The 25,111-nt window shown below is 56.4% G+C and carries 14 protein-coding genes; 6 read left to right on the forward strand and 8 right to left on the reverse strand.

What is annotated here, in order from left to right; all coding sequences use genetic code 11:
- Positions 1–87: 87 nt before the first annotated feature.
- The 4 genes from aspT to ACR0NF_RS12875 all read left to right on the forward strand — a co-directional run bounded on the left by aspT (position 88) and on the right by ACR0NF_RS12875 (position 6,065).
- Positions 88–1,773, forward strand: a complete 1,686-nt coding sequence (gene aspT / locus ACR0NF_RS12860; protein WP_480778367.1) for an aspartate-alanine antiporter — start codon at positions 88–90, stop codon at positions 1,771–1,773.
- 18 nt (positions 1,774–1,791) lie between these two features.
- Entirely contained in the window at positions 1,792–3,408 is a 1,617-nt protein-coding gene (locus tag ACR0NF_RS12865; protein WP_480778368.1) for a bifunctional aspartate transaminase/aspartate 4-decarboxylase, read from the forward strand.
- Positions 3,409–3,497: 89 nt separating this feature from the next.
- Positions 3,498–5,363 (forward strand): PAS-domain containing protein, encoded by a 1,866-nt coding sequence (locus ACR0NF_RS12870; RefSeq protein WP_480472914.1) that lies wholly within the window; start codon positions 3,498–3,500, stop codon positions 5,361–5,363.
- The gene (locus ACR0NF_RS12875; protein WP_480472729.1) at positions 5,364–6,065 is read left to right on the forward strand and encodes a response regulator transcription factor; all 702 of its coding nucleotides are present in this window, start codon (positions 5,364–5,366) and stop codon (positions 6,063–6,065) included.
- 42 nt (positions 6,066–6,107) lie between these two features.
- On the opposite strand, the gene ACR0NF_RS12880 is transcribed toward ACR0NF_RS12875, so the two are convergent.
- Genes ACR0NF_RS12880 through ACR0NF_RS12900 form a run of 5 tightly spaced genes read right to left on the reverse strand, consistent with a single transcriptional unit; the run spans position 6,108 to position 15,534 of the window.
- A complete protein-coding gene (locus ACR0NF_RS12880) occupies positions 6,108–7,418 on the reverse strand; it encodes an HlyD family type I secretion periplasmic adaptor subunit (protein WP_480778369.1) in 1,311 nt (436 codons plus the stop codon).
- Complete coding sequence (locus tag ACR0NF_RS12885) at positions 7,402–9,534, reverse strand: type I secretion system permease/ATPase (RefSeq protein WP_480667364.1); 2,133 nt, start codon at positions 9,532–9,534, stop codon at positions 7,402–7,404. The genes ACR0NF_RS12880 and ACR0NF_RS12885 overlap by 17 nt, the downstream gene beginning before the upstream one ends.
- Entirely contained in the window at positions 9,531–10,874 is a 1,344-nt protein-coding gene (locus ACR0NF_RS12890) for a TolC family protein (RefSeq protein WP_480472735.1), read from the reverse strand. Before ACR0NF_RS12890 ends, ACR0NF_RS12885 begins: the two co-directional genes overlap by 4 nt.
- On the reverse strand, positions 10,861–11,676 hold the full coding sequence (locus ACR0NF_RS12895) for a SapC family protein (RefSeq protein WP_480472737.1): 816 nt from the start codon (positions 11,674–11,676) through the stop codon (positions 10,861–10,863). Before ACR0NF_RS12895 ends, ACR0NF_RS12890 begins: the two co-directional genes overlap by 14 nt.
- 18 nt (positions 11,677–11,694) lie before the next feature.
- Positions 11,695–15,534: an Ig-like domain-containing protein gene (locus tag ACR0NF_RS12900; protein WP_480778370.1), complete on the reverse strand. Its 3,840-nt coding sequence runs from the start codon at positions 15,532–15,534 to the stop codon at positions 11,695–11,697.
- 220 nt (positions 15,535–15,754) lie between these two features.
- Between ACR0NF_RS12900 and ACR0NF_RS12905 the strand changes: the two genes are divergently transcribed.
- A complete protein-coding gene (locus tag ACR0NF_RS12905; RefSeq protein ID WP_480778371.1) occupies positions 15,755–17,800 on the forward strand; it encodes a dockerin type I domain-containing protein in 2,046 nt (681 codons plus the stop codon).
- Between the two features lie 3 nt (positions 17,801–17,803).
- On the opposite strand, the gene ACR0NF_RS12910 is transcribed toward ACR0NF_RS12905, so the two are convergent.
- Complete coding sequence (locus ACR0NF_RS12910; protein ID WP_480472743.1) at positions 17,804–19,111, reverse strand: HlyD family type I secretion periplasmic adaptor subunit; 1,308 nt, start codon at positions 19,109–19,111, stop codon at positions 17,804–17,806.
- Positions 19,111–20,844 carry a type I secretion system permease/ATPase gene (locus ACR0NF_RS12915; protein ID WP_480658693.1) on the reverse strand — a complete coding sequence of 578 codons (1,734 nt, stop codon included), beginning with the start codon at positions 20,842–20,844 and terminating at the stop codon, positions 19,111–19,113. Before ACR0NF_RS12915 ends, ACR0NF_RS12910 begins: the two co-directional genes overlap by 1 nt.
- Before the next feature lie 571 nt (positions 20,845–21,415).
- On the opposite strand from ACR0NF_RS12915, the gene ACR0NF_RS12920 reads away from it, so the two are divergent.
- Positions 21,416–23,629, forward strand: coding sequence for an NADP-dependent isocitrate dehydrogenase (locus ACR0NF_RS12920; RefSeq protein ID WP_480472747.1), 2,214 nt, complete (start codon positions 21,416–21,418; stop codon positions 23,627–23,629).
- Between the two features lie 368 nt (positions 23,630–23,997).
- Here ACR0NF_RS12920 and ACR0NF_RS12925 read toward each other — a convergent pair whose 3' ends face one another.
- Complete coding sequence (locus ACR0NF_RS12925; RefSeq protein WP_480472749.1) at positions 23,998–25,104, reverse strand: peptidoglycan-binding protein LysM; 1,107 nt, start codon at positions 25,102–25,104, stop codon at positions 23,998–24,000.
- Positions 25,105–25,111: the final 7 nt, after the last annotated feature.

The raw sequence follows: 25,111 nt of genomic DNA on the forward strand, positions 1-25,111 counted from the left end.
GGACCGATCTGAATTTTTGGCGAATTGTGCCGAGGTCCATCTTTGTCACGTCCGGCTTTTGCCGAACCTGATATTGTGAGGTGGAGTATGCTCGATTGGCTGGTGAATATTCTTCAGACCTATCCTGAACTGGCGGTATTTCTATCCATCGGTATCGGTTTCCTTGTCGGCCCATGGAAGCTGATGGGGTTCAGTCTGGGCACCGTGACTGCAACCTTGCTGGCGGCGGTGGTGATCGGGCAGGCGCATATCGACATCGACTCAGCGGTCAAATCGACCTTCTTCATTCTGTTTATCTTTGCTGTGGGTTACGGTGTCGGACCTCAGTTCATGCGCGGCCTGAAGGTAGACGGCGCGCGCGAGGTTTTCTTTGCGCTCAGTGTCCTTGCTCTCTGTCTGGTGATTCCTGTCATGGCTGCGAAGGTGGCAGGGCTGGAATTGGGGTATGCAGCGGGACTTTATGCTGGCTCGCAGACGATCTCGGCGGCGATCGGGGTTGCGACCGATCAGATTGGCCAGTTGGGCCTCTCGGCAGATCAGGCCAAGACCTATGCCAACCAGATCCCAGTCGCGTATGCGGTCACCTATATCTATGGCACTATCGGTTCGGCCATAATTCTGGCCAAGATCGGGCCGCGCCTGATCGGTGTTGATCTGCCCGCCGCCTGTAAGGAATACGAGGCCAAGCTGGGTGGCGGTGCATCGGTGGAAACCGGGGAAGGCATCGTCTCGGCCTATCGCGCCATCGAAGCGCGGGCGTTTGAAATCCCTGCGGGTAGCGACCTGCTGGGCCAGCCGGTCAAGGATCTGATGCCGGGTGTACGCATTTATGCCGAACGACTACGTCGCGGCGATCAGGTGATCGAAGTAGACGACAATACTGTGCTTGAGGCGGGAGATGTCGTCATGTTCTCGGGTCGTCGTGCCGATCTTGTGACCCTGCTGGAAACCAATCTGAAAGAGGCTGATGCTCCCGATCTGTTAAGCATCCCGTCCGAAAAACTGGACGTGTTGATCACCAGTAAGGAGGTCCACAACAAGACCCTCGAACAGCTCAGCAAAATGTCGATTGCACGCGGAGTCTATGTCTCGAAGCTGACCCGCAACATGCTGGATCTACCGCTGCTGCCGGGCACCGTGGTCCATCGCGGGGACATTCTGACCCTTCAAGGTGCCAAACGCCACGTTGAGGCCGCCATCGCCGAGATCGGCTATGCTGATCGGCCTGTCGACACCACCGATCTGGCGTTTGTCGGCTGGGGTATTTTTATCGGCGGTGTGATCGGCACGCTGGCGATCATGATGGGAGGATTTCCCATCAGCTTGTCCACTACAGGAGGGGCACTGTTGGCCGGTCTGGTACTGGGTTGGTTGCGGACGGTGCACCCAACCTTTGGCCGCATACCGGGGCCTGCGCTATGGCTGATGAATACGCTGGGTCTGAATGTCTTTATAGCGGTGATCGGGATTACTGCAGGGCCGGGCTTTGTCGCCGGGCTGCAACAAGCGGGGATTGCGTTGCTTCTTTGGGGGATTGTTGCCACTTCGCTACCGATGATCTTTGCGGTTTATGTCGGGCACTACGTGTTCAAGTTCCACCCCGCTATCTTGTTCGGCGCCTGTGCCGGTGCGCGAACGACCACGGCTGCCTTGGGCATGATCCAGGAGGCTGCCCAAAGCCGCATCCCGGCGCTTGGCTATGGGATGCCCTATGCCATTGGCAACACATTGCTGACCATTTTCGGAATGGTCGTTGTTTTGATCCTAAGCTGATTTCGAAAGGTTCGATCCATGGATAGACTCACGCTGCACGATTACGAAGCGCTCAGCCCGTTTCAGATCAAGGATGAGCTGATCCAACTGGCCTCGGCCGAGGCGCGCAAGGCCAACAGCGCCTTTCTGAACGCAGGTCGCGGCAACCCCAATTGGGTTGCCACCCGCCCGCGCGAGGCTTTCTTTGCGCTGGGTCAGTTCGCAGTGACCGAGTCCAAGCGCGTAATGAACCATCCGGCAGGGTTGGGCGGTATGCCTGCTATGAAGGGCTGCCATGACCGGTTGCAGAGCTGGGCCGTGGCAAATGCCGACATGCCGGGCGTCGATATTCTGCTGGAAGTTGTGACCCACGCCATTTCGGCCTTCGCGTTCAACGCGGATGAGTTTGTCCATGAACTGACGGATTCCATCATTGGTGATAATTATCCTGTCCCGGACCGTATCCTGAAACACAACGCAGCCATCGCGCATGAATACCTGATGTGGGCGATGTGTGCGGGTCACCGTCCCGACGCGCAATTCGACCTGTTCGCGGTTGAAGGTGGAACAGCAGCGATGTGCTATATCTTCAAAACGCTGAAAGCGAACCGGCTGCTGAGTCCGGGTGACACCATCGCGCTCTGCACTCCGATCTTCACGCCTTATCTTGAGATGCCCGAGCTTGAGGACTACGCCCTCGAATCCGTGCATGTGGAAACGGATGAGGAAGACGGATTTCAGCTGACCGATGCCGCGGTGGAGAAGCTGAAAGACCCCAAGGTAAAGGCGTTCTTTCTGGTCAATCCGGGCAATCCTTCCTCGGTGGCGCTCAGCACCGCATCACTACGCAAGTTGGCTGATCTGGTTGAAAACCACCGACCCGACCTGATCGTGCTGACCGACGATGTCTATGGCACGTTCGTACATGACTTTACCTCGGTGATGGGCCATCTGCCGCGTAATACGATCGGAGTTTATTCTTATTCAAAGTACTTCGGCTGTACCGGCTGGCGTCTGGGTGTGATCGCCGTCGCGCAAGACAACATATTTGACCTGAAACTCGCCGAGCATCCCGAAGACATCAAACAGAAGTTGGACAAGCGCTATGACACACTCAGCCTGACACCGCGCGATATCCGCTTTATCGACCGGTTAGTGGCCGACAGCCGGGATGTGGCGCTGAACCACACGGCGGGACTATCGCTACCGCAACAGGTGATGATGACGCTGTTTTCACTGTGTGAACTCGTAGATACCAAAAAAGCCTATCAGACCGCCTGCATGGAGCTGGTCCACCGCAGGTTCAAACTGCTGACCGAGGCGTTGGGGGTCGAGGTTCAGGCGGGCGAGCACTATGATGCATACTACGGCATCATCGACTTCGAATTCTGGCTGCGAAAGTATGTGGGTGAGGATGTGGTCACCTGGATCAAGAAGAATATCCACCCGCTCGATATCGCCTTCAAACTGGCCGAGGACTACGGCATCGTCCTGTTGAATGGCAGCGGGTTTGACGCCCCAAGCTGGTCAGCCCGCGTCTCTTTCGCCAATCTTCCGGACGAAGCCTATTCACAGATTGGAACTGCAGTCCGCTCGGTCGCGCGAGGATATGTGCAGGCCTATCGCGCTGCGAACAACCAACCGCTACACGGTTAGACAAGGCCCTACACCTGCGCCCGAACTGGTGTTACCCATAGGCGCAGGGGAGGACGGAATTGGAGATTACCGAACAGCGCATTAAGGCGATGACCACTTCTGGCTTGAACCTCATCGGCCAGGCGCTGTCGATCTACGACAGCAAGCTCCGTCTCGTGCTCAGCAATCTGCGTTTTCAAGAGATGTTTGACCTGCCGGAAGAACTCGTCCAGCCGGGGGCATTGTTCCGCGACACTATCCATTTTCTTGCCAGCCGCGGGGAATATGGCGCGGATGGCGCTGTTGAGGATATGGTCGAAAGCCGTGTCGCGCAGGCCCTGGCCTTTGAGCCTCATTACATGGAGCGTGTTCGCCCCAATGGTCAGGTGATCTCCATCGAAGGTGCACCACTGCCAAATGGTGGCTGGGTGGCCGTTTATACAGACATCACCCGAACCCGACAGGTCGAGGATCTGTTGCGCGCCCGGTCCGAAGAACTGTCAGGGCAGTTGCTGAGCCACGCCGAAGAGCTTTCGGCCACCAACCGCAAACTTGCTGCCACCATCACCGCGTTGGAAGAGGCCAAACGCCAGTTGACAGAGATCGAAGCCCGAACGCGGATGACGACCGAGATGATGCCTGCGCATATCGCGCATCTCGATGCCAACAAGCAGTATGACTATTCCAACCGCCGTCTCAGTTCGGTCATGCCGGGTCGCCCGTCAGAGATTCTGGGGCTCCATATATCTCAGGCTCTAGGTAAGGCGGCCTATGACCGGGTCAAACCGCACCTGGAGCAGGCCTATGGCGGGCAACCATCAGTGTTTGAATTCACCGAAGATCAGGATGCCCGGCGCATTCGCGTGTCCTTTACACCAGATCAGGTCGGCGGGGTTTATGTCATGTCGGTGGATATCACCGAAGAAACACAGGCACGCGTTGCCCTGCAGCAGACCCGTCGCCGCGCCATGGCTGCGCAAATGACAAGCGGGTTGGCCCATGACTTCTCAAACCTTCTGACCATTATCCTGGGGATGCAGTCTCGACTGGCCAAGATGGAGCTGCCAGAAGAGGCCGATAAACTTGTGGCGGCCACTCAGTCGACTGCGCGCCGTGGTGGTCAATTGCTGAACCGTATCGCCGACATGACCGGCAACCGAACGCCGCAGCCCAAAGCCACGGATATGCGCGGGCTGCTTGAGGATTTACGGGTTCTGGCGACTCCATCACTGCCACGCGGCATGGGGTTGTCTGTCGTGAACACTTTGCCTGACGCGCCTTTGATGCTTGATCCGGGGATGGTGCAGGACGCTTTGCTGAATCTGGTTCTCAATGCCCGTGACGCCTGTGGCAGCTCGGGACAGATAACCATCAGTGCCCACGCGATCGGAACGATCTGGGCCGAGGTCACGGTCTCGGACACAGGCCCTGGCTTTTCGCCGGAGGCGCTCGACAAGGCGCTGAACCCGTTTTTTACGACGAAGGGAAGCGATGGCTCGGGGTTGGGTCTGCCCATGGTCTACGACACTGTAAAACTTGCCGGAGGAGATCTGAGTCTGCGCAACACTCCATCCGGGGCATCAGTGGTAATGCGCTTGCCCTACCGTCCTGCGCCGCCGGCGAGATCGGGTCTTGTCCTGCTGGTTGAGGATAACGATGACCTGCGTGACCAGTTTCGCGACATGCTGGTCGAGCTGGGTTGCTCGGTTATCGAGGCAAGCTCGGCTGATGAAGCGCTTGAGTTGACGGCAGAGATTGATGACATCTCGCTAGTCGTGACCGACATCCGTTTGGAGGGGGAGGGGACTGGCATCGACCTTGTGGACCAGATCAACGGTGCGCTGCCCTGTATCATGATGACATCCCTGCCTCACTCCGATCCGCTGCACAATCAGGCATTGACCCGTGCGCCGGTCCTGCGCAAACCGTTTACTCAGGCGCAATTGTCGGCGCTGATCCGCACCGAGGCCGCATAGATGACAAATCCTTTGGTCACTATCCTTGATGATGAGCCCGAAATTCGGCGTATTCTGACCGATGCTCTGGAAGAGGCTGGATTTCGCACCCAGAGCTTTGCCAGGGCCCGCGAATTTGAAGCCTCGCTCAAACGTGTCACCCCGGATGTCTGTCTAGTGGATCTATCGTTGCCCGATACCGACGGCTTGGCGTTGGTGCATCGATTGGCGCTGGAGCAAGGTGCAGCGGTGATCATCATCTCGGGCCGGGCGCAAGTGCAGGATCGTGTCACCGGACTTGAGCTTGGTGCCGATGACTACATCACAAAACCCTTTGACCCCGCCGAAGTGGTTGCCCGTATCCGTGCCCGTCTGCGGTCGTCTGGCCCTGCGGTTCAAAGCTCGGATGTGGCCGAATTCAATGGTTGGACAGCCCAGTTCGATCGATATGTTCTGATTGATGCCGACGGTATCGAAACACCGTTCAGTCATGCAGAAGGTGAAGTGCTGCGTCTGTTTCTGGAAAGCCCCAAACGCCTGATCAGCCGTGCGCGGATGCAGGATATGCTGGGTGGAGGTGCTGGTGACAGTTTTGACCGCGCGATGGATGTCCGTATCTCTCGCTTGCGGACAAAGCTGGGCGAAGACCCTAAAAAACCACGCCTTATCAAAACAATATACGGTGCGGGTTATATCTTCCTCGGCGATGTAAGCTGGCATTGAACACTGCGGCGCCAGCTTGATGCGGCGCCGAACCGGGCCAAGCTATTCACGCAAAGCCTGATCTTTTACCTTCAGAACCGGTTGGATGAGGTAATCAAACACCGTTTTCCTGCCCGACAAGATATCAACCTCCGCAATCATTCCAGGGATGATCTCAACAGCCAAGCCACCCGAATCCAGCATGGTACCTGTGGTCTGGATCTCGACCACAAAAACCTCTTCGTCATTGCGCTCTGAGCGCGTAATCGTGTCGGCCCCGATGCGGACAATTTCACCATCCAGGCTTCCATAGCGCGAAAAATCGTAGGCTGTGATCTTGATCTTTACCGGCTGGCCCGGATGCAAAAAGGCGATATCGCCAGGTTTGACATAAGCCTCAACCAGCAATCGATCATCCAACGGAACAAGCTCGATCAATTCCTCACCGCTGCGCGCCAGACCGCCTATGGTGGTGCGATGGATGCGGTTCACGACCCCCCGCATGGGCGCGCGTATCTGCGCACGCGACACGCGGTCGCGCAAAGCGGGTAGCGCGGGTTGCAATGCAGCCAATTCTGCGGTCACCAGCGCCAAGTCGGTCAAGGCAGCACTGCGGAACCGGTTGCGAGTGGCGCGGACTTTGTCATCAACCTCATCAAGGCCGGTTTTCAATCTGCTGATTACCGCTTCTGCACGAACCTTGCGCCCCTTCCACTCCGCCTCGCTGCGTCGCAAAGCCAACAGAGTCGTCATGGGCTCCATACGTTGCTCTACCAATGGCACCATCAGTGCGCGTTCTTCCGCCAGAACATTCAGTGTTTCGACCGCTGTCACCTGATCGACCAGCCCCTCTTCGTATTCGCGCTGTCTTTGCTCGCGCTGTCTGTGAAGGATGGCAATTTCAGCCGCCAGTTCGGCTTGTCGACCCTGATACAGCGCCGTCTCAGAACGGACGACGCCGGGAGCACCACTCAGCAACTCACCACTGAATATCAGGTCTGTCCCATCGATTTCAGCTTGTAGCCGCTGGGCCCGCGCCATCAAGCCATAGACGCGTTGTTGTTCCTGACTCAGCTCGCGCGCAATCTGATTTGTGTCGAGTTCCATCAGCAAGGTGCCCGCATCAACCAGCAGGCCTTCTCGGACATGCAAAGCCCGCAATACGCCCGCCTCGGTGGCTTCAATCACCTGCACGTCACCCGAGGGCACAATCCTACCGTCGGCGCGCACCACATCGTCAAGTTCCGTGAAATAGGCCCAAATAAACGCACTGATCATGCAAACGGAAATCATGATCAACAGCAGCGAACCCCGAAGCGATGTGCGTCCACGCATTTCGCGGGCAAGAATTTCAAGCTCAGGATGCCGCGACATTCAAATGCCTCCCGGTCTTGCGCACGTGTTGCGTGAGCAGGCTCTTGGACCCGTCGATGCCAACTTTCCCGTTTTCAATCACGATCACCCGATCGACAAGTTCGAGCAGGCTCGAACGATGTGTGACAACAACTACCGTTTCCTGCTGTGTGGCTGATTTCAGACGCCGTATGACCTCAGCTTCGGATTTGATGTCCATCGCGCTGGTGGGTTCGTCCAGCAGCAGAACCGGCGGCCGTCCAACAAGTGCCCGGGCCAAAGCAATTGCTTGTCGCTGCCCGCCCGACAAACCTTCGCCACGTTCAGCCACGCGCAGGTCATATCCGTGCGGATGCCGCGAGATAAAATCCTCAACCCCAGCCAACTGGCCCGCTCTGATCAAGTCTTCATCCCGAACCCGAAGCCCACCACTCGCGATGTTCTCTCGCACGGTGCCTGAAAACAGCCAGACATCCTGCAATACCGACCCGACATTGCGACGCAGATCGCCCGGATCGATTTGACGGATGTCCAACCCATCCAGCGTCACCGAACCCACCCGAGGGTGATAAAGCCCCAGCATCAATCGTGTGATGGTGCTTTTGCCTGAGCCGATCTGGCCGAGAATGGCAACTTTTTCACCTGGCTCAATGTTAAATGATACTCCATTCAAAGCATCATCCACTTGGTCTGGATAAGCGAAATAAACATTGTTGAACGAAATTCGGCCTTTGAATTTGGGATGACTTATCCATTGGCGTCCATCGGGCCTTTCGCTTTCAACATTCATCAAAGTGTCGAGATTGCGATAGGCGCTTCGCGCCTGATTGACACGCGTCAAGGTCTGAGCCAATTGCCCCAACGGTGCCAGAGCACGCCCGGTCAACATCACCGATGCGACAAGCGCGCCCATGCTCGTCTGCCCATCGGTAATAAGAAATACACCATAGAAGACGACCAAGACTTGTGCCGCCTGTTGCGTAAAACCGGTCAGGTTCAGTGCGAATTGTGTAATCGCCCTGGTGCGTGATCCGTGGTTCGATTGCCGTTTGATCGCCTCTTCCCATCGAGATCGCATCAACCGCGAGGCTCCTGTGGTCTTGATCGTTTCAAGGCCTGTCAGGGCTTCAACCAGAACAGATTGTTTTGATTGGCCATCCGAAAAGCTTTGCTCAGCCAACCGGGACAGCATCGGTTGTATCGCAAGACCGGTCAGTAGGACGACTGGAATCGCCAAGGCAGGAATCAACGCCAGTGACCCCCCAACCAAATAGATCGTAAAAAGAAAAAGAGCGATGAAGGGAAGGTCGACAACAGCGACCAGAGTTGCCGAGGTGAAAAATTCACGAAGGGTCTCAAATTCGCGTACGGTATTGCTCGTAGCACCGGTTGACCCCGATTTCCCAGCCATGCCGATGTTGATCAACTGATCGAAAATGCGTCGACCCATCGCCAGATCCGCCCGCTCACCCGCGCGATCAATAAATCCTGCACGCAGTATCTTCAGTAAGAAATCGAAGAGTAGCGCAAGGCCGACACCAAGGGTCAAAGCCACCAAGGATGCTGTCGCTTCGTTTGGCAGCACGCGGTCATAGACGACCATGATAAAAACGGAAGTAGATAACCCGAGAATGTTGGCCAACGCAGCCGCCATCGCGACCTGCGCATATGTCCATCGGCTCGCGGCGAGCGCTGACCAGAACCAGTGGCCTTCGTGGACGTTCCGACCCGTTGTCGCGCGATCCTGATACGCTCTGCGAAAAAGCAACGCGTAACCAGTATAGTTGTCTTTCAGAGCGCTTTCGGGGATTTCCCCAATCCCTTCATCCAAATCGGGATCGAATATCAGAAAGTCACCGTTGTCAGACCGGCCATGATAGACCACTGCCCGCTCGTTTTCCAACAAGAGGATGGCGGGGAAGAGGGTCGTATCGAAATCAGGCAACTTCATTGAACCAAAACCCACCTGCAATCCGGCCCGCTGAGCGGCAGCGATGGCGTCGCGGATCGTCAGATTACCGCTCTTTCCTGATTGCGCAGCATGTATTGATGCGAGCGTCACAGGTCGATCGAGCGTTACGGCGACATTCAGCAAACACGCTTCCAACGCAGTAATAGGGCTGTCCTGAAAACTCATGGTGTCCCGTTCCAATTCGTGAAACTCAATTCGAGCAAATCAAGAATGTCACCGGTCAGGTTTAGAACGGCGTAATTGGTCAGAAAGTAACTCTGTTCCGCCAGGATTAACCTTTCCTGCGCATTCACGTAGTCTCGTTGAGCGTCCAGAATTTCGATCAGGCTGCGTCGACCGATGGTAAATTGTGCGCGGGCGGCAGTGACGCTTTCGGCATTGGCCTGCATCGCCAGCCGGGCTTCTCGCAAGCGATCCGCGCCCGCTTTCTGATCCGATCGTATAAACCCAAGTTCACGCCCGATTTCGCGGATCAAAACCTCACGCTCGGCCTCGACCTGCTTGACCTGTTCCTGCGCTGCGGCGATTGCGGCACGGCGTTGACCAGTGCTGTCGAGTTCGTAGTTAACCGACAAATCGACGCCGAAATCCGTATCCGAGAAATCATCGTGATTGGCAAAAGCGGTGAGGCGCACATCCGGTTTACGCCTGGCCTGAGCCGCAGCCCACTCGGCACGAGCAGCAACCAACGCGGCATCTGCACGTCTAATCTGAGGGCTATCAAGCACGATCTGCTCGTCGCTGCGACTGAGTTCAGGAGCAGGAACTGCGGGAGGAAGAGTTCCCGCAGGTATTCCGAACACTTCCTGAAACCGGGCCTCAGCACGATCCACCCTTGTTCTTGCATCAGCAAAACGTGTTCGCGCATCTGCGGCGCGAGATTGTGCTATAAGAATATCGGCCCGAGATCCAACGCCGCTGTTCACCCGTTCAGAAATTTGTTGCTCAATTTCTTGGTGAACCTCAACATTGCGCTGCGATATGTCATAGATTTTGCGGCGATCCAAAACCACGACATATGCCTCTATCGCAGACAGAGCAGTCGCCGCAGCGGTTTGCAGTTGATCGCCACGGCTTTCCAGCACGCGCGCGCGTGCGGCAGTAAGCGAATTGGCGGCAGCTCCGCCGTCATAGACAAGCTGTGATACACGCACGTAAGGGGTGAGGTCTTCCCGATCCGAATACGTTCGTTCCGAACGCGCATTGAGCCCCAGTGAAACCTGGGGTAGAAATTCACCTCTCGCGGCATCACGATTGGCTTCTGCAATTCCCATCCGTGATGCGCTCTGCGCCAGAGCAGGGCTGTTTTGAACTGCAGCGCGAACGCGTTGTCCAAACCCACTTCGGATCAATGTTGTCGAAGGGTTTATTGCACCGGAGCCTGTCGATCCGTCGGCAAAGGACATGGAAACCTGCGTTAATTCAGGAGTTTGAGCGCAGGCCGACGTCAGAGCCAAGAACACGAGGGAAGAATAACATCTCAAGCCAGACCTAACCCTGCGCATAGGTCACCCGATTTTCATGCTGCAAACGGATCATGTCTTGACCCAACGCTGAGACGAACCCGCATAAGCCGGAGTTCGGCTTTGGTCGGTATTTCTGCCGCTGGCTTTGTGCTTCTGACAGCCACTCGCAATGTGACAACGAAACCTGGTGTGCGTGGATCATCCGCAACGCGGTGACGGGGATGGGTTCATTGGAACCCGAGCCCAAGTATTCAGCCAACTCGTCTTCGTCGACCATCAACAGCTCAGGCAGAGAATTTGACCCCGAAGCAGGCCCGAACCGAGAAAACAAGCCCAAAGACTGAATTCGCTTGCATATTTTGTGCGTCTCTCGCACCGCAGCTTCGCGCATTCGGAAGAAGTCCAGAACGCTCTGCAGTTCGGTCGTAACACGCCCGTCTCTCGTGAAGAAAGGCATGTCTTCTGGATCGGATGAAATAAGGCCCGATGCTTCATCGACCAGAAGTCGGTATTGCTTTTCACTCAAGCGCTCAGCTCGAAATGGAAAGCACCGAAGGGCGGACGGCACGTAGCAAGCGAGCCATTTACCATCGTCAGAGACAAACGGCGACGTGAGCCCTGCTGTCATGGAGAATAGAGCAACAGGTTCGATACGCTCGCCATCCGACTGAAAGAGCATCGGATATGCAGCCGCTACTTGCAGAACCTCGGGACTGACCACGGGACAAGTAACCTGGCTGGCAGCAAAATCGTAAGTGGTGAAACGCTGCCAGTACCGATGCCCATGCCGTTCATGAGTTACAGGAACAACGCCAATATTTGCCATGATTTTATCATCCATCTGCACCACCAGCCTCAATCAGGCGCTTGCACCCGTTGGGTCCGAAAGCAAAATATTATCTGCATTGAGATCAGTCAGATCAGCGAGCCCATCGAACTGTGCTATCGTCTCAACTGTGGCGGTATCAGATGATGAGTAATCGACTTTCACCAGAAGACTGTCATTCCCATCCGTTGCCATCAGATAGATTTCGTCACCCGCTTGCGCCCCGCCAAAGGTTTCCGCTGCGGCTGCAATCGTGTCGCTATCGAGGTCCGATAATGCCGTCTGCAATCCGACGAAGCCTGTGTCTTGCCCTATCGATCCTCCGAGGTTCAGGCTCTCAAAACCGGTGCCGTTTCCACGCAAGCTGCTGGTATCGAGCCCCGCGAACCTGATTGCATCGGTGACTTCGGCAGCGGGCCCCAAAGTGAAGCCCGTGATCGTATCTGTGCCGTTGATCGTTGGATCAACCTCGAACACGACAACGTCCCGTCCTGCGCTGGTGAGGTCAATCGCATCGTCGCCGCCAGCCCCGCGAATGACATCGTCAAGGGCGCTTGCAGTCAGCGTATCGGCCCCATCCGTTCCCAGGTGAAACTGAGATGGGCCGCCATCCGGGGTTGTTAGTGACAAGATGATCGGCTGCGACGCATCCTGTACGGTCATCGTGAACGTCATGATAGGTTGTGACAAATCACTAAAACTTGTCGAAGCACCTGCGAAACTGATGGTTGCAGCCCCTTGCGGATTTGCGAGGAAGAAGGTGAAATCGCTGTTTTCAACCTCCGAGCTGGTATCATAGGTTGCAACCGCCGGGTCAAACCCAAGATCCGCAGTAAAATCCACCCCCCCCGAGATATCTCGGTCTGGGTCGGCATAAACTTCGAAGGTCACTGTCGATCCGCTTCGACCAGCTTCAGCGATCGTGTAGGCCGCAGGCATGTGGGCGATGGCCTGATTGGTGGCGGGCGTAGGGTCTTGTCCCGCTGCAACCGATGCCTGCGCTTCAAAGCTCAGGTCGTCCCCGGCTTCGACAGATACGAACTGTGAAGCCGGGATGCTGAGCGACCAGGAGCCATCGACGGCAACAGTCCCGCTGCCTACCGGAGCGCCATTGAACGTAACTGTAACGGCCTGTCCGGCACTCAGCCCAACCGAACTACCTGTAATCGTGGTGCCGCCATTCTGCAAATCGCTCAGCGACAGAGCCTCATTGGTTCCTACGTCGCTCATACTCAGTATCGGGCGGAAATCCGTGGTAAGAGATGTCGTGGCATTCGCAGCCGCATTTCCCGCGGCATCTTGCACTGAAGCAGTGATCGAGAACGTACTCGCGTCCGCCAAAGCGGCCAGATCCAGTGCGGGAACCGTTGCGACCCAACTGCCGTTTGTCACGGTCGCAAAATAGTCCTGGCCATTCAGGTTGACGGTAACGATTTGACCATTCTCTGCGCTTGTTGCGCCGGTGATCTGCAGATCCGTCGCTTGTTCGAGAACATCCAGAGTTCCCCCGACCGCAAGCGCATCTAACGAGAGGGTGGGTGCGCTCAGATCGGTATCAAAGCTGGTATTTGTGCTCGCGCTGTTGCCTGCGGCGTCCGAAACAGAAGCTTTTATCTGGTAGGTTGCTCCATCCTGCAAACCACTCAGATCACCCGAGGGGGCCACATAATTCCAGATCCCGCCGCTTACGGTCGTTGTGCCGCTTGTTTCGAGCGAACCGTCAGGGCGACGTATCTCGATTACAATTTGTGAGCCGTCGACAGCATCAGAGGTGCCCGAGATCGTCAGGCCGCTATCCCTTTCCATCGTGTTCAAAACAGTCCCCCCAGATGTCGTTGTGATTGAAAGGGAAGGTGCAGAGAAATCCGTGTCAAAGCTGCCGGTTGCCTGCACTGCAGGGTTGCCGGCGTTATCAAAGATGTCAGCGGTTACATTAACTGTTGCCCCATCCGACAAAGAACTGAGGTCGGCCGTCGGTACCGTTACGCTCCATGCGCCGCTCATTGTGGTTCCGGTGTACGGCTGGCCTTCGAAGATAAGCGTCACTGTTTGACCGTCTTCGGCGGTCGTCGACCCGGTGATAACCAAATCCGCGCCTTGTTCGGCGGCATTCATCACTGCGCCCGTCGAGAATGTATCAATACTCAGCGATGGCGGGGTCGCATCCTTAACAAACCCGAGCCCTGCCTGCGGCGCGTTAAGTCCATCGCTATCACTCACATCAGCGGTTAACGTGAAGGCTTCACCATCTGCCAACGTTGTAAGATCCGCGCTGGGGATACTAACGTTCCACGCACTGCCGGAGACAATTCCAGTATAGGTTTGACCATCCAGAGTGACTGTGACGGTCTGACCATCTGCAACATTCCCAACCGTGCCACTTACCGCCAAACTCGAACCTGCCTCAGCCGCATTGAGCACGTCCCCAACTGACAGTGGATCGATGGCGATAGACGGACCCGTCAGATCTACGGGCACAGACACCGAGACCGGCGTTGCGGAGTTGCCTGCGGAGTCAGTGACAGCGACCGAGATAGCGACGGGGGTGACCGTCGACAGGCTGGCTAGATCTGCGCTCGAAATAGTCACGCTCCAGCCGCCTCCGGACACAGCGCCGGTGTAGTTTTGTCCGTTGAAGGTAACGGAAACCTGCTGACCGTCCTCGGCGTTCGACGATCCGTTCAGAACCAGATCGGCGCTCACGTCGATCAATTCGATTAATCCTCCGGCAACCGGGTTCAGCGTCAGCGTGGGCGCGCTGAAATCGGAGTCAAAACTGCCACTTGCTTGTACTGCCGGGTTACCGGCGAGATCGGAGACGTTCGCGGTTACCAATATCGTCGCCGCATCTGATAGCGAGGCAAGATCGCTCGCGGGGACCGTAACGCTCCATCCTCCGTTCGTAACGGTGCCGCTGTAATCCTGGCCGTTGACTGAAACTGTCACGGCCTGTCCGTTCTCGGCATCGGTTGCCCCGGAGATTGTCAGGTCGATCCCCTGTTCGGCTGCATTCAGAACCGCGCCATGGGAAAAGGTGTCGATGGAAAGAGTTGGGGGTATGGTATCGACATCAAACTGCGCGACCCCAACCGACAGGACTGTTCCATCACCGTCGAGATATTGAACGGTCACGGCCGAAATCCCCTGAGAGAGGGCCTGAGCCTCGGCCTGTGTTAACGACACGCTCCAGCTTCCGTCGACTGCTGGGGTAGCGGTTTTGGTAACCGTTCCGATCATGACTTCAACTGACGCCGTCCCATCAGGTGCGACGGTCTGTGTGCTGATATCGCTGAGCGCGTTAGATTGCAGCTCAGCCAGATTTAGGCTTGGAGGTCGGGGCGTAGGGGGAACCACGGAAGGTTCCTCGGTACTCTCATCATCACGACCTCCACCCCCACCGCCACCTCCGGCAGCTGCTGCCGCACCGGCAAGACCGAGACCGCCCAACGCCAGTCCGGCACCACTGATGCCACCGCCCGCAGCGGCTGCGCCCGCAACTTCGACAGCCGCGAGCTGTGCAATTTCCATCGCAGCTTCGTCAGCGATCATGATTGAACCGTTTTCAAGAACCTGAATATTCTCGGCCCCTACAACGACTGTACGTCCGTCCATCATCTTCAGTTGCACGTCCCCGTTCGGCATGAGTTGTGCCGAGCGCACACCAGTAATTGCTTCGGCAAACTGGAACGAAGAAAGCGCGTCATCCGTAGCCTGCGCCAGCGCAGGCAGAGCCATTAAGGTGGTGCCCAACCCCCCCAGCAATCCGCGCCCGGCCCATCGTTGAAGCTTTTTGTCGATCCAGCTGCGCGTCTGTCCGTTGTGCTGTGATGTCTCGGAGATCTGAGTATCGGTCGAATCGATGTCTTTGGTCATCTTCCCTCACAATCGGTGGTCGCGTTCTGTCAGTCGACAGATGGCAACCCGCCGGAACCGGTTGGTCTTCCCGTCCTGAAGGCAATGGGGCCAGATGGGAAAACTTGAATAAAACTGAAACCGAAGTCCTTGTTTTCACCACATTCCTGCTCTGGTTTCGCACCGGAGCATCGGGTCATTCTGATTGCAGTGCCAATGTTGGCATTGGGGGCAAACAACGATGATGCTTCAGTTCGACAGAGTGGTTGCAACGGGGACCGCAGCGCTCGATTCAGGTATCGGCGATCTGGCTTTAAAAACGTTTAACGGCGAAACGTATCTCTATAGTGCGACCGGGCTGCAGGGGGGGATTGCCTCGTGGCACCTGACAGATACGGCTGCTCCGGCATTGCAGGATCAGGAATATTTTGGAGCTTCCATCGCACAGCAGGTCGGGCGAGGCGGAGCACTTGTTACTTTGGGTACCGAGACCCGGTTGGTATTGGATGTGGATACCGCTGTGGGGCTGGTCGGGTATGATCTGAACACCGATGGGACCATCGGTGCGCTGCAAGAAACCACGGGGCTTTCGGGCGGAGGCGATATCTCGGCCGCGGCGCAATCCGCGATCGGAACCGACAGTTTTCTGACCCTCGCGCACACGGATAGCGCCCAGATTGGCATCTATCGCGTGAACGGAGATGGGTCTCTGACCCTGACGGGTCTGACCTCGGGTCGCGCGGACGCGATGCAGGCCGCGCAATCGGGTGGAAACCACTTCATACTCACGGTGGATACGGCAAGCAGCACGATCAGAAGCTTTGCCGTAGATCCCAACACGGGGGCTCTGACCCTCACGGATGGGGCCGCCAGCCTTCAAACGTTGGGTATCGGCGCGCCGACTGCGATTGAGGCGGTGCAGGCATACGGCAAGTCCTGGGTTGTTGTCGCGGGCGCGAACAGCAATTCCATTAGCGTCATGAACCTGAGCAGTAACGGAACGCTTAAAGCAACCGATCACGTGCTTGATACATTGCATACTCGATTTGCATCGGTGCAGGACCTTTCTGTGATCGAAGTTGATGGCCGCGTCTTTGTCGTCGCCGGGGGTGGGGATGACGGCATTACCTTGTTTACAATGACCCCGGATGGTCAGCTGATTCATATGGACAGTTTCGAAGACACAACCGCTAGCGGGTTGCAGAATGTCGAAACGTTAGGCGTTGCGCATATCGGGGACGAACTGCAGATCTTTGCAGCCTCACAACGGGACCCGGGCCTCACGCAGTTAAGTGTTTCGGTCGCAAATCTGGGTATTATCGATCAAGGTTTTGGGTCGCTCAGCGGTACTGCCGGGGATGATATGCTGAAAGGCGGGCTCCTGGATACCAATCTGAACGGCGGGGCAGGGGATGACATTCTGATCACGGGTACCAGCGCAACCACCATGACGGGTGGGACGGGCGCAGATATCTTCGTGCTGCGCGAAAGCAGCGGTGTCACAACCATCACAGACTTTGAGGTCGGAATCGATCGGCTTGATCTGACCGACTATTCATTTCTACGCTCCCCGGCGCAATTGAGTTTTACCACAACCGCGCAAGGTGCTCGAATTGCATATCGCGAAGAAACGATTGAGGTACTTTCGGCGCAAGGCACCTCTCTAACCAGCACGGATATCTTTGGCACCGGCATTGACGGCCCGGACCATATCCCAACAGGTCTTGGCAGCGGACCGGACAACAATGCATCTGATGGGGTTTCCGGCCCGGTTACCATTGACTCAAGCAGCCAGAACCCGGCGTTGACCGATGCGGAAATCAGGTTCACTCCTGACGGCGGCGCAACCGTCGTGGCACAGGCGGATGAGCAGGGCGTATTCGATCTGAATGTCCCCGATGGCACCTTTTCCGGCAAGCTGGATATCGTCAAATCCTATTCGAACGCGAGCAATGATATCACCGCCCTTGATGCGCTTCAGGTGCTACGCATCGCGGTCGGGCTGGACCCAACCTGGGGACCCGCGACACCTCAGAACCTCATAGCGGCAGATGTCACGCAGGATGGAAAGGTGAGTGCACTGGACGCTTTGGTCATTCTGCAAACTGTCGTCGGCCTACCCTCTCCACACGAACCGGAGTGGGTGTTTCTGGAGGCGGATCAGGACCTGTCAGGGATCACCAGAAACAATGTCGACTACACTACAGGAACGGATATCACCATTGTCGATGGTGCATTCACCACCGACATGACATCAATCCTGCTCGGCAATATTGAGGCCCCCTAAGGCTTATTCCCTGAACGCGCGATAGAAGTAGTCCGCGAGCGGTTTGATCAGATAGGACAGGGGGGTACGCTCATCTGTCTTGATCATCGCCTCAACCGGCATACCGGGCAGCAACTCCTGACCGTTCAGGCGTTCAAGTTGTCCGTCATCGGGCTCCACCTCGGCGCGGTAGAAGGTAAAGCCGGTCGTTTCATCGGTGAATGTATCTGCGGACACGTTGATTACATGACCGTCAAGCTCGGGCGTTTCGCGCTGGTTGAAGGCAGGAAAGCGCAGGGCGACCTCCTGCCCGCGGTGCAACTGATCGACGTGCAATGCATCAACGCGTGCGGCCACGAGCAAGGGCGTATCCTGCGGAACAACGTACATCATGGGCTCTGCAGGCTGAATGACCGACTGGATGGCAAAGACCTGACTATCGTAAACGGTGCCTGCCACCGGTGCTCGAATATCCAGACGAGACAATCTTTCGGTCAATGACAAACGGCGTTCGGCAAGTTCCACAACCCGGGATTGGACATCCCGAAGCTCGGCAATTGCTTCTTCCCGACGGGTTGCTTTCAGCTGAACAATCTGGATCTCGGTAGTGGAGATTTGTCCGTTCAGGCGTGCAATCGTGGATTCCAGCTGTCCGATTTCACCGTTCAAACTGGCCTCTTCCCGCTGCAGCGCCGAGACGCGGCTGGCCTGTGTCAGGCCGCGTTGCAGCAACCCTTCCTGATCTCTCAACTCATTGGTGATCAGCACAACCTGCGTGCGCAATGCAGCCAATTGCGCCTGTATACCTTCGATTTCATCTTCGATCTGAATCTTCTGCTTACCCAACTGGTCAATCTGCTGAGTGAGCGTGTCCAGACGCGCATCGAACAGGCGCTGCTGGCCCGCTAGAAGGTCCTCTCCGATATGCTCCTGCGCCTGAAGCTCACCGAGACGGGCATCAAGTTCAGAAGCGTCTACACCATCTCGTTCTGATTCCAGCCTCGTTTTGCGCGCCATAAGCTCAAACAGCTGTGACTCAACGATCGTCTTCTCTGACGCAAGAAACGTGTCATCGAGACGCAACAGCAGTTGCCCGCGCGCGACGTCGTCGCCATCGCGCACAAAAATCTCGCCAACCACCCCACCGTCGGGGTGTTCGATCACCTGGCGGTTGCTTTGGACTTCAACCACCCCTTGCGAGATGATTGCGCCCGCCAGTTGAGTCCGAATGCTCCAAACGCCTAGTCCCAGAACAAGAATGGCCAGTGCCAACAGCCCGACCAGAGCGGGTGCCGTGATGCTCCACGCCGTCTTTTCACCCTTCTTGAACATTACTCACCCACCTTGTTCAGATGCCGTTTGATAACGTTGGCATTCTGCACCATCGTGCTGAGCACCTCATCGCGCTTGCCAGATTTCACGATCTGGCCTTTTTCGACGACCACCAGATCATCACATTCCGAAATCGCCTGCGGTCTGTGCGTCATGATGATGACGGACTTACCCGCGGCCTTGAACTCACGCACGGCGTTGTTCAGCGCAAGCGTGCCATCTGCATCAAGGGCCGAGTTCGGCTCGTCCAGAATCAGCAACACTGGATTTCCATAAAGCGCACGCGCAAGGGCGATACGCTGTTTCTGGCCGCCCGAAAGCTGGCTGTCATTGCCTTCCAGAAAGGTATCATACCCTTTCTCGAGGCTCAAAATAAGCTCATGCGCATTTGCGGTTTTGGCCGCAGCGACCACAGCCTCTGGGTCCGGAGTTTGTGACATCCGTGCGATATTTTCGGCGACGGTGCCGTTAAACAATGTGACTTCCTGCGGCAGATACCCAATGTGGCGCCCCAGATCATCCGGGTCGTACTGATCCAAAGTGGCTCCGGCCAAACGTATTTCACCTGCGGCAGGCATCCACAATCCAAGCAGAGCTTTTGCAAGTGTTGTCTTGCCCGAACCGCTTTTACCGATCACGCCCAGAGCTTTTCCCGGTTCGAGGTTCAGGTTCGCATTCCGCAAAGTGGGAATTTTAGCGCCGGGTGGCACCACCGTCAGAGTCTTGGACACAAGATGCGCCTTGGGCACCGGCAGCTTCGTACGCGACGCCTCGGGCGGTGTGGCATCCAGAAATTTGTTCAGGTTGATCCAGGCGGTGCGCGCCCGTTCGATCATCGACCATTGCCCGACAGCCATTTCCACGGGGGCAAGTGCGCGACCCAGAAGAATGGTCCCTGCAATCATTGCACCCGGCGTCATCTCATTGCGCAGAACAAGCAATGCCCCCAAAGCGAGCATCGCAGACTGCAGGAATAGCCGCAGAGATTTGGTCAGCGAGGTAAAGCTGCCTGTCCAGTCGCTGGCGGAGATTGATTGAGACAACGCTTCGGATCGCTGTTTCATCCAGCGGCGCGCCACATCCTCCTGCATACCTTGCGAACGGACAACTTCGGCCGCCTGTCGCGCATGCTCAGAGAACGCATTAGCCTTGGCCGACGCACTCTGTGCTTCGGCGACCTTCCGGTGGGTCAGCATTTGGTTCAGCATGGCGATCACTATGAGAAGCGTACCGCCGCCGACAGCCAACCATCCCAGAAGCGGGTGGAACAAGAAAATCGCGGCGACAAAGATCGGCGTCCAAGGCAAATCCATCACGGCCAGCAGCACGGGCGATGCACAAAGGGAGCGGATCGATTCAAGATCACGCAAGGCAGTCGCAGGGGCCGAGCGGAATTGCGGGAACAGTGCCCGTCGCATCGTTCCTTCGAAGACCCGTTCATCCAGCGAAGACTGAAACCGCGCCCCGAACCGGGCAACGATGCGCCCGCGCGCATAGTCGAGCATAGCCATCAAGCCGTAGAGCAGAGCGACAAGTAGGAACAACGCCGACAATGTCTCGACCGAGCGCGATCCCAAAACGCGATCATACACCTGCAACATAAACAGAGGGCCAGTCAGCATCAGAAGATTGACAAAAACGCTGAACAAAAAGGCCAGCGCCAGAAAGCTTCGCCCCTGACCCATCACCTTTCGCAGTTCATGGCGCTGCGACGCATTTGGCTGATTTTTCATACTCACTAAAGTTGGCCCCCAACCAATGATAAGTAATACGCGCCCGAAGCCGAACATTCTGATCTTATACGCGGCCTGACCTGCGGGCTAACTATATCTATCCCCCAAACCACGAACAACGGGCGTTTAATTCAGGCGAACAGGTTTGAGCAAGCAATGAACAGGTTCGCGCGTGCTGCAGGCAGAATTACGCTGAACATTACAACTCCTCGCTGGCCTCGGGTTCCGGTCAAGACAAGGTTAAACGTACCGGTGGTTTCAGAGACCGCTAAAGTTGTCGGCGACTTTCAACCCTTCCAATGAGGTGGACGTACGTTGATTGTTGCAGTCGGTAATCAGGGGTCAGGGCCGGTTAAACGGGTTCCTTTGAAATCGGCATTTCGCCAAACCGTGTCAATTTGCGCGCCCAAACACGATTGATCCCAAGCCAATCCTGATTTAAGGGAGGCCCTGTCAAATCAGAGTCATCCGTGGGGCGTCACCGCCTCGTTACGGCTCGGTGCCAGTATTGAGCGTTGGCACACACTCTTGGATCGCACGCCCCGAAAGGCTTTAAAAAAGGTAAGGGAATATGGCAGAAAAATCGAACTTCGATATATTGTATACCATTGTAGACGAAGCGCCGGAACTGGCGAGCGCATCGTTCCTGCCCATCATCCGCAAGTTCGCATCCGCTGCGGGTGTCAGCGTCGGAACCAAGGATATTTCTCTGGCTGGGCGCATCATAGCCACCTTCCCGGAAAACCTGACTGACGAACAGCGAATCACTGATGATCTGGCTGCTCTGGGTGAACTGGTGAAGACACCCGACGCCAACGTGATCAAACTGCCAAACATCTCGGCCTCGGTCCCGCAGCTGGTGGCTGCCATCGAAGAACTGCAATCGCAGGGCTATGACATCCCCAACTATCCAGAAGAACCCTCAAGCGATGAGGAAAAGGCGATCCGTGCGCGTTACGACGCCATCAAGGGCTCAGCCGTGAACCCTGTTCTGCGCGAGGGGAACTCTGACCGCCGCGCGGCGCGTGCGGTGAAGAACTACGCCCAGAAGAACCCACACTCGATGGGTGAGTGGGCTTCGGACAGCAAGACAAAAGTATCGTCGATGTCCGGCAATGATTTCTATGCGAATGAGAAATCAGCCACCATCACAGCCGGGCAAGCAGGCGATGCGAAGATCGAATTTGTTGGCAATGATGGCAACGTCACCGTTCTGAAAGACGGCTGGCCTTTGGCTGAAGGCACCGTGGCCGACGCAACCTTTATGTCGGTAAAGGCGCTGTCATCCTTCCTGGCAGATGCCATCGAGGACACCAAGAGCGACGGTACCATGTTCTCGCTGCATATGAAGGCGACCATGATGAAGGTCTCTGACCCGATTATCTTCGGTTACGCGGTCAAGGCATGGCTGGCCCCGGTGTTCGAGAAATTCGGCGCAGAGCTGGACGCGCTGGGTGTGAACCCCAACTCGGGTCTGGGCGACCTGCTGGAACGTGTGAAGGACAATGCGGATATCGTGGCCGCCATTGACGCGCTGAAAGGTGACCGTCCGTCGATGTATATGGTCGACAGCGACAAGGGCATCACCAACCTGCACGTGCCGTCTGATGTCATCATTGATGCCTCAATGCCCGCCGTGATCCGCGCGGGTGGCAAAGGCTGGGACGAGACCGGTTCCAAGGGTGATACCAACTGCGTCATCCCTGACCGTTGCTACGCGCCGGTGTATGACGAGGCGATCAACTTCTTCAAAGCCAATGGTGCGCTGAACCCAGCCACTGCCGGTGCCGTCGCCAACGTTGGCCTGATGGCGCAAAAGGCAGAAGAATATGGCTCGCACCCGACCACATTTGAAGCGCCCGCGGACGGCACCATCCGCATTGTTCTGGCCAATGGTGAGACATTGCATGAGCATGCGGTGGAAAAGGGTGATATCTGGCGCGCCTGCACCGTGAAGAAGGCACCGATCGAGAACTGGATTCAGCTGGCGATGGATCGTCAGCGTTTGACGGGCTCTGAGGCGATCTTCTGGCTGGACGCGAACCGCGCCCATGATGCTGAGCTGATCAAATACGTCAAACCGGCGCTGGAAGCTGCTGGCGTAGCCGACAAGTTCCTGACCATGGCACCGCGTGAAGCGACCCGTCAGTCGTTGGAAACCATCACTGCAGGGAACGACAGCATCGCTATCACCGGTAACGTGTTGCGGGATTATCTGACCGATCTGTTCCCGATTCTGGAGCTGGGCACCTCGGCCAAGATGCTGTCCATCGTCAAACTGATGAATGGCGGTGGCCTGTTCGAAACCGGTGCCGGTGGCTCGGCCCCGAAACATGTTCAGCAGTTGGTTGAGGAAAACCACCTGCGCTGGGACTCGATGGGTGAGTTCTGCGCGCTGGGGGAATCCCTGAACTTCTTGGCAGACAGCAAAGGTAACGCCAAAGCTGGTGTTCTGGGAACCGCTGCCGAGGCTGCAACGCAAGGAATTCTGGACAACAACAAGTCGCCCAGCCGCAAAGTCGGTCAGCCGGACAACCGCGACAGCCACTACTGGTTCGCACGCTATTGGGCCGAGGCTTTGGCTTCGCAGTCAGATGATGCAGATCTGGCAGCTGAGTTTGCGCCTTTGGCAAAGGAACTGGCTGACAAGGAAGGGCAAATCTTGTCTGAGCTGGCAGCAGCCCAAGGTGCGGCGGCAGACTTGGGAGGTTATTATCATACCGACCCAACCAAAACAGCGGCTGTAATGCGCCCCAGTGCAACACTGAATGCACTGATCGGCTGATCGCCGCCTCAAATTTGTTGATGAATGATCAAGCCGGCCCTTCTGGGCCGGTTTTTTCGTTGCTCCAATAAGAAAAGGGTTGGCCCCCATAGCCAACCCTTTTCTGAGTGAGTGGTGGGGCTGACGCCTCACCGGTGCTGTTAAATCCACACTACGCGAAATACTCGAGCTGAATATTGGGGGATTCCCGTAGCGAGGCGCTTTTTATGCGCTAAAAGAAGCATTCATATATATTATGACTATACAAAAAGGTGCATACCTTGTTTCGCGACCGTATGCGCTCCCGACGTAGAAGTGAAACCCGGTCGCACAACAAAAAAAGGGCCGGTCCCGAGACCAGCCCAAATTTGGTCTTTTCGACCGAGGGATTAGTTGGACGCCGCGTTCAGCTTTTCGTTCTGTTCGCGCAGCGTGTCCGAGATAATTGCGTACCATTCGCCGGATTCACGCATCTCAATCAGACCCTTGTTCATCATCGCGATGTATTCACGTGCGAACGGATTGGTGCGATGCGCGAGGAAGCTCATCGACGACAGAGTGGATACATACGGATTTTCAACGATGTCAGCCGAAGTCAAACCCATGTCTTTCATTGTCGACGCGAACAGGTCGACCTCGAACGCCGCCACATCTGCAGTTCCGGTCAATACCGCATCAAGGCATTCTCGGGCCGAATTGGGCTGAACAACAGTTGTATTCTCGCGGTTCAGACCTTGTTCTTCCAGCACCACCATGCTCCAGCCTGCCATGCGGCAAACGGTCGAGCCCTCAAGGTCGGAGAAATCCGTCGCCTTTGCGTATTCGCTTTCAGGCAAAGTGAAGAAGCCACCAACGATGTCATATACCGGAACTGAAGCGACAAATTGAGTACACCGGGCTTCGGTTTCTGCAGACCACTCATAGGAGCGGTTGGTACAATCCGGTACAGTCCACGCGATCGAAATATCAAATGCACCCAGTGGCAATAGTGTGTCCAGATGCGAACTCCAGTCATCTACGAAGCTGACCGAGAAGTCGCGGCTATTGCCTGCACGCTGAAGGCTTGTTGTAGCCAGGCGAGTCATGATGCCACCACCGTTCAGGGCTTCAGTCGTGAACGGCTCCCAGCCGTTGCCCGCAACCATCTTGATCGGCGGTGCATAAACATTCGAGCGTTTGACACTCGCTGCACGCTTTTCTTCAGCAGCAATCAGTTCCTGCGCGCTCTGGCCGTTTGGCAGGCTGCCATCCTCACAGGGCAAAGCCAGAACCAAGCCATTTTCAAGCGAACCTGGATTGGTGATCGCGTTGCGGTTCGCATTGAAAATCGGCTGATAGTTCGAGGTGCCATAGGCGGCAATGGCGATGGTTGCCAGTGTATCACCATCCTGAACGGTATAGTTAGAGCAGGCCTCTTGCGCGGCAGCTGCACCTGCGCTCAGCGCGGTGAGGGCTGTTGCCGACAGTACTGCTTTCTTTAGTTTCTTGTTAAACATGTCCACT

The organism is Ruegeria sp. CF4 (assembly GCF_056537345.1).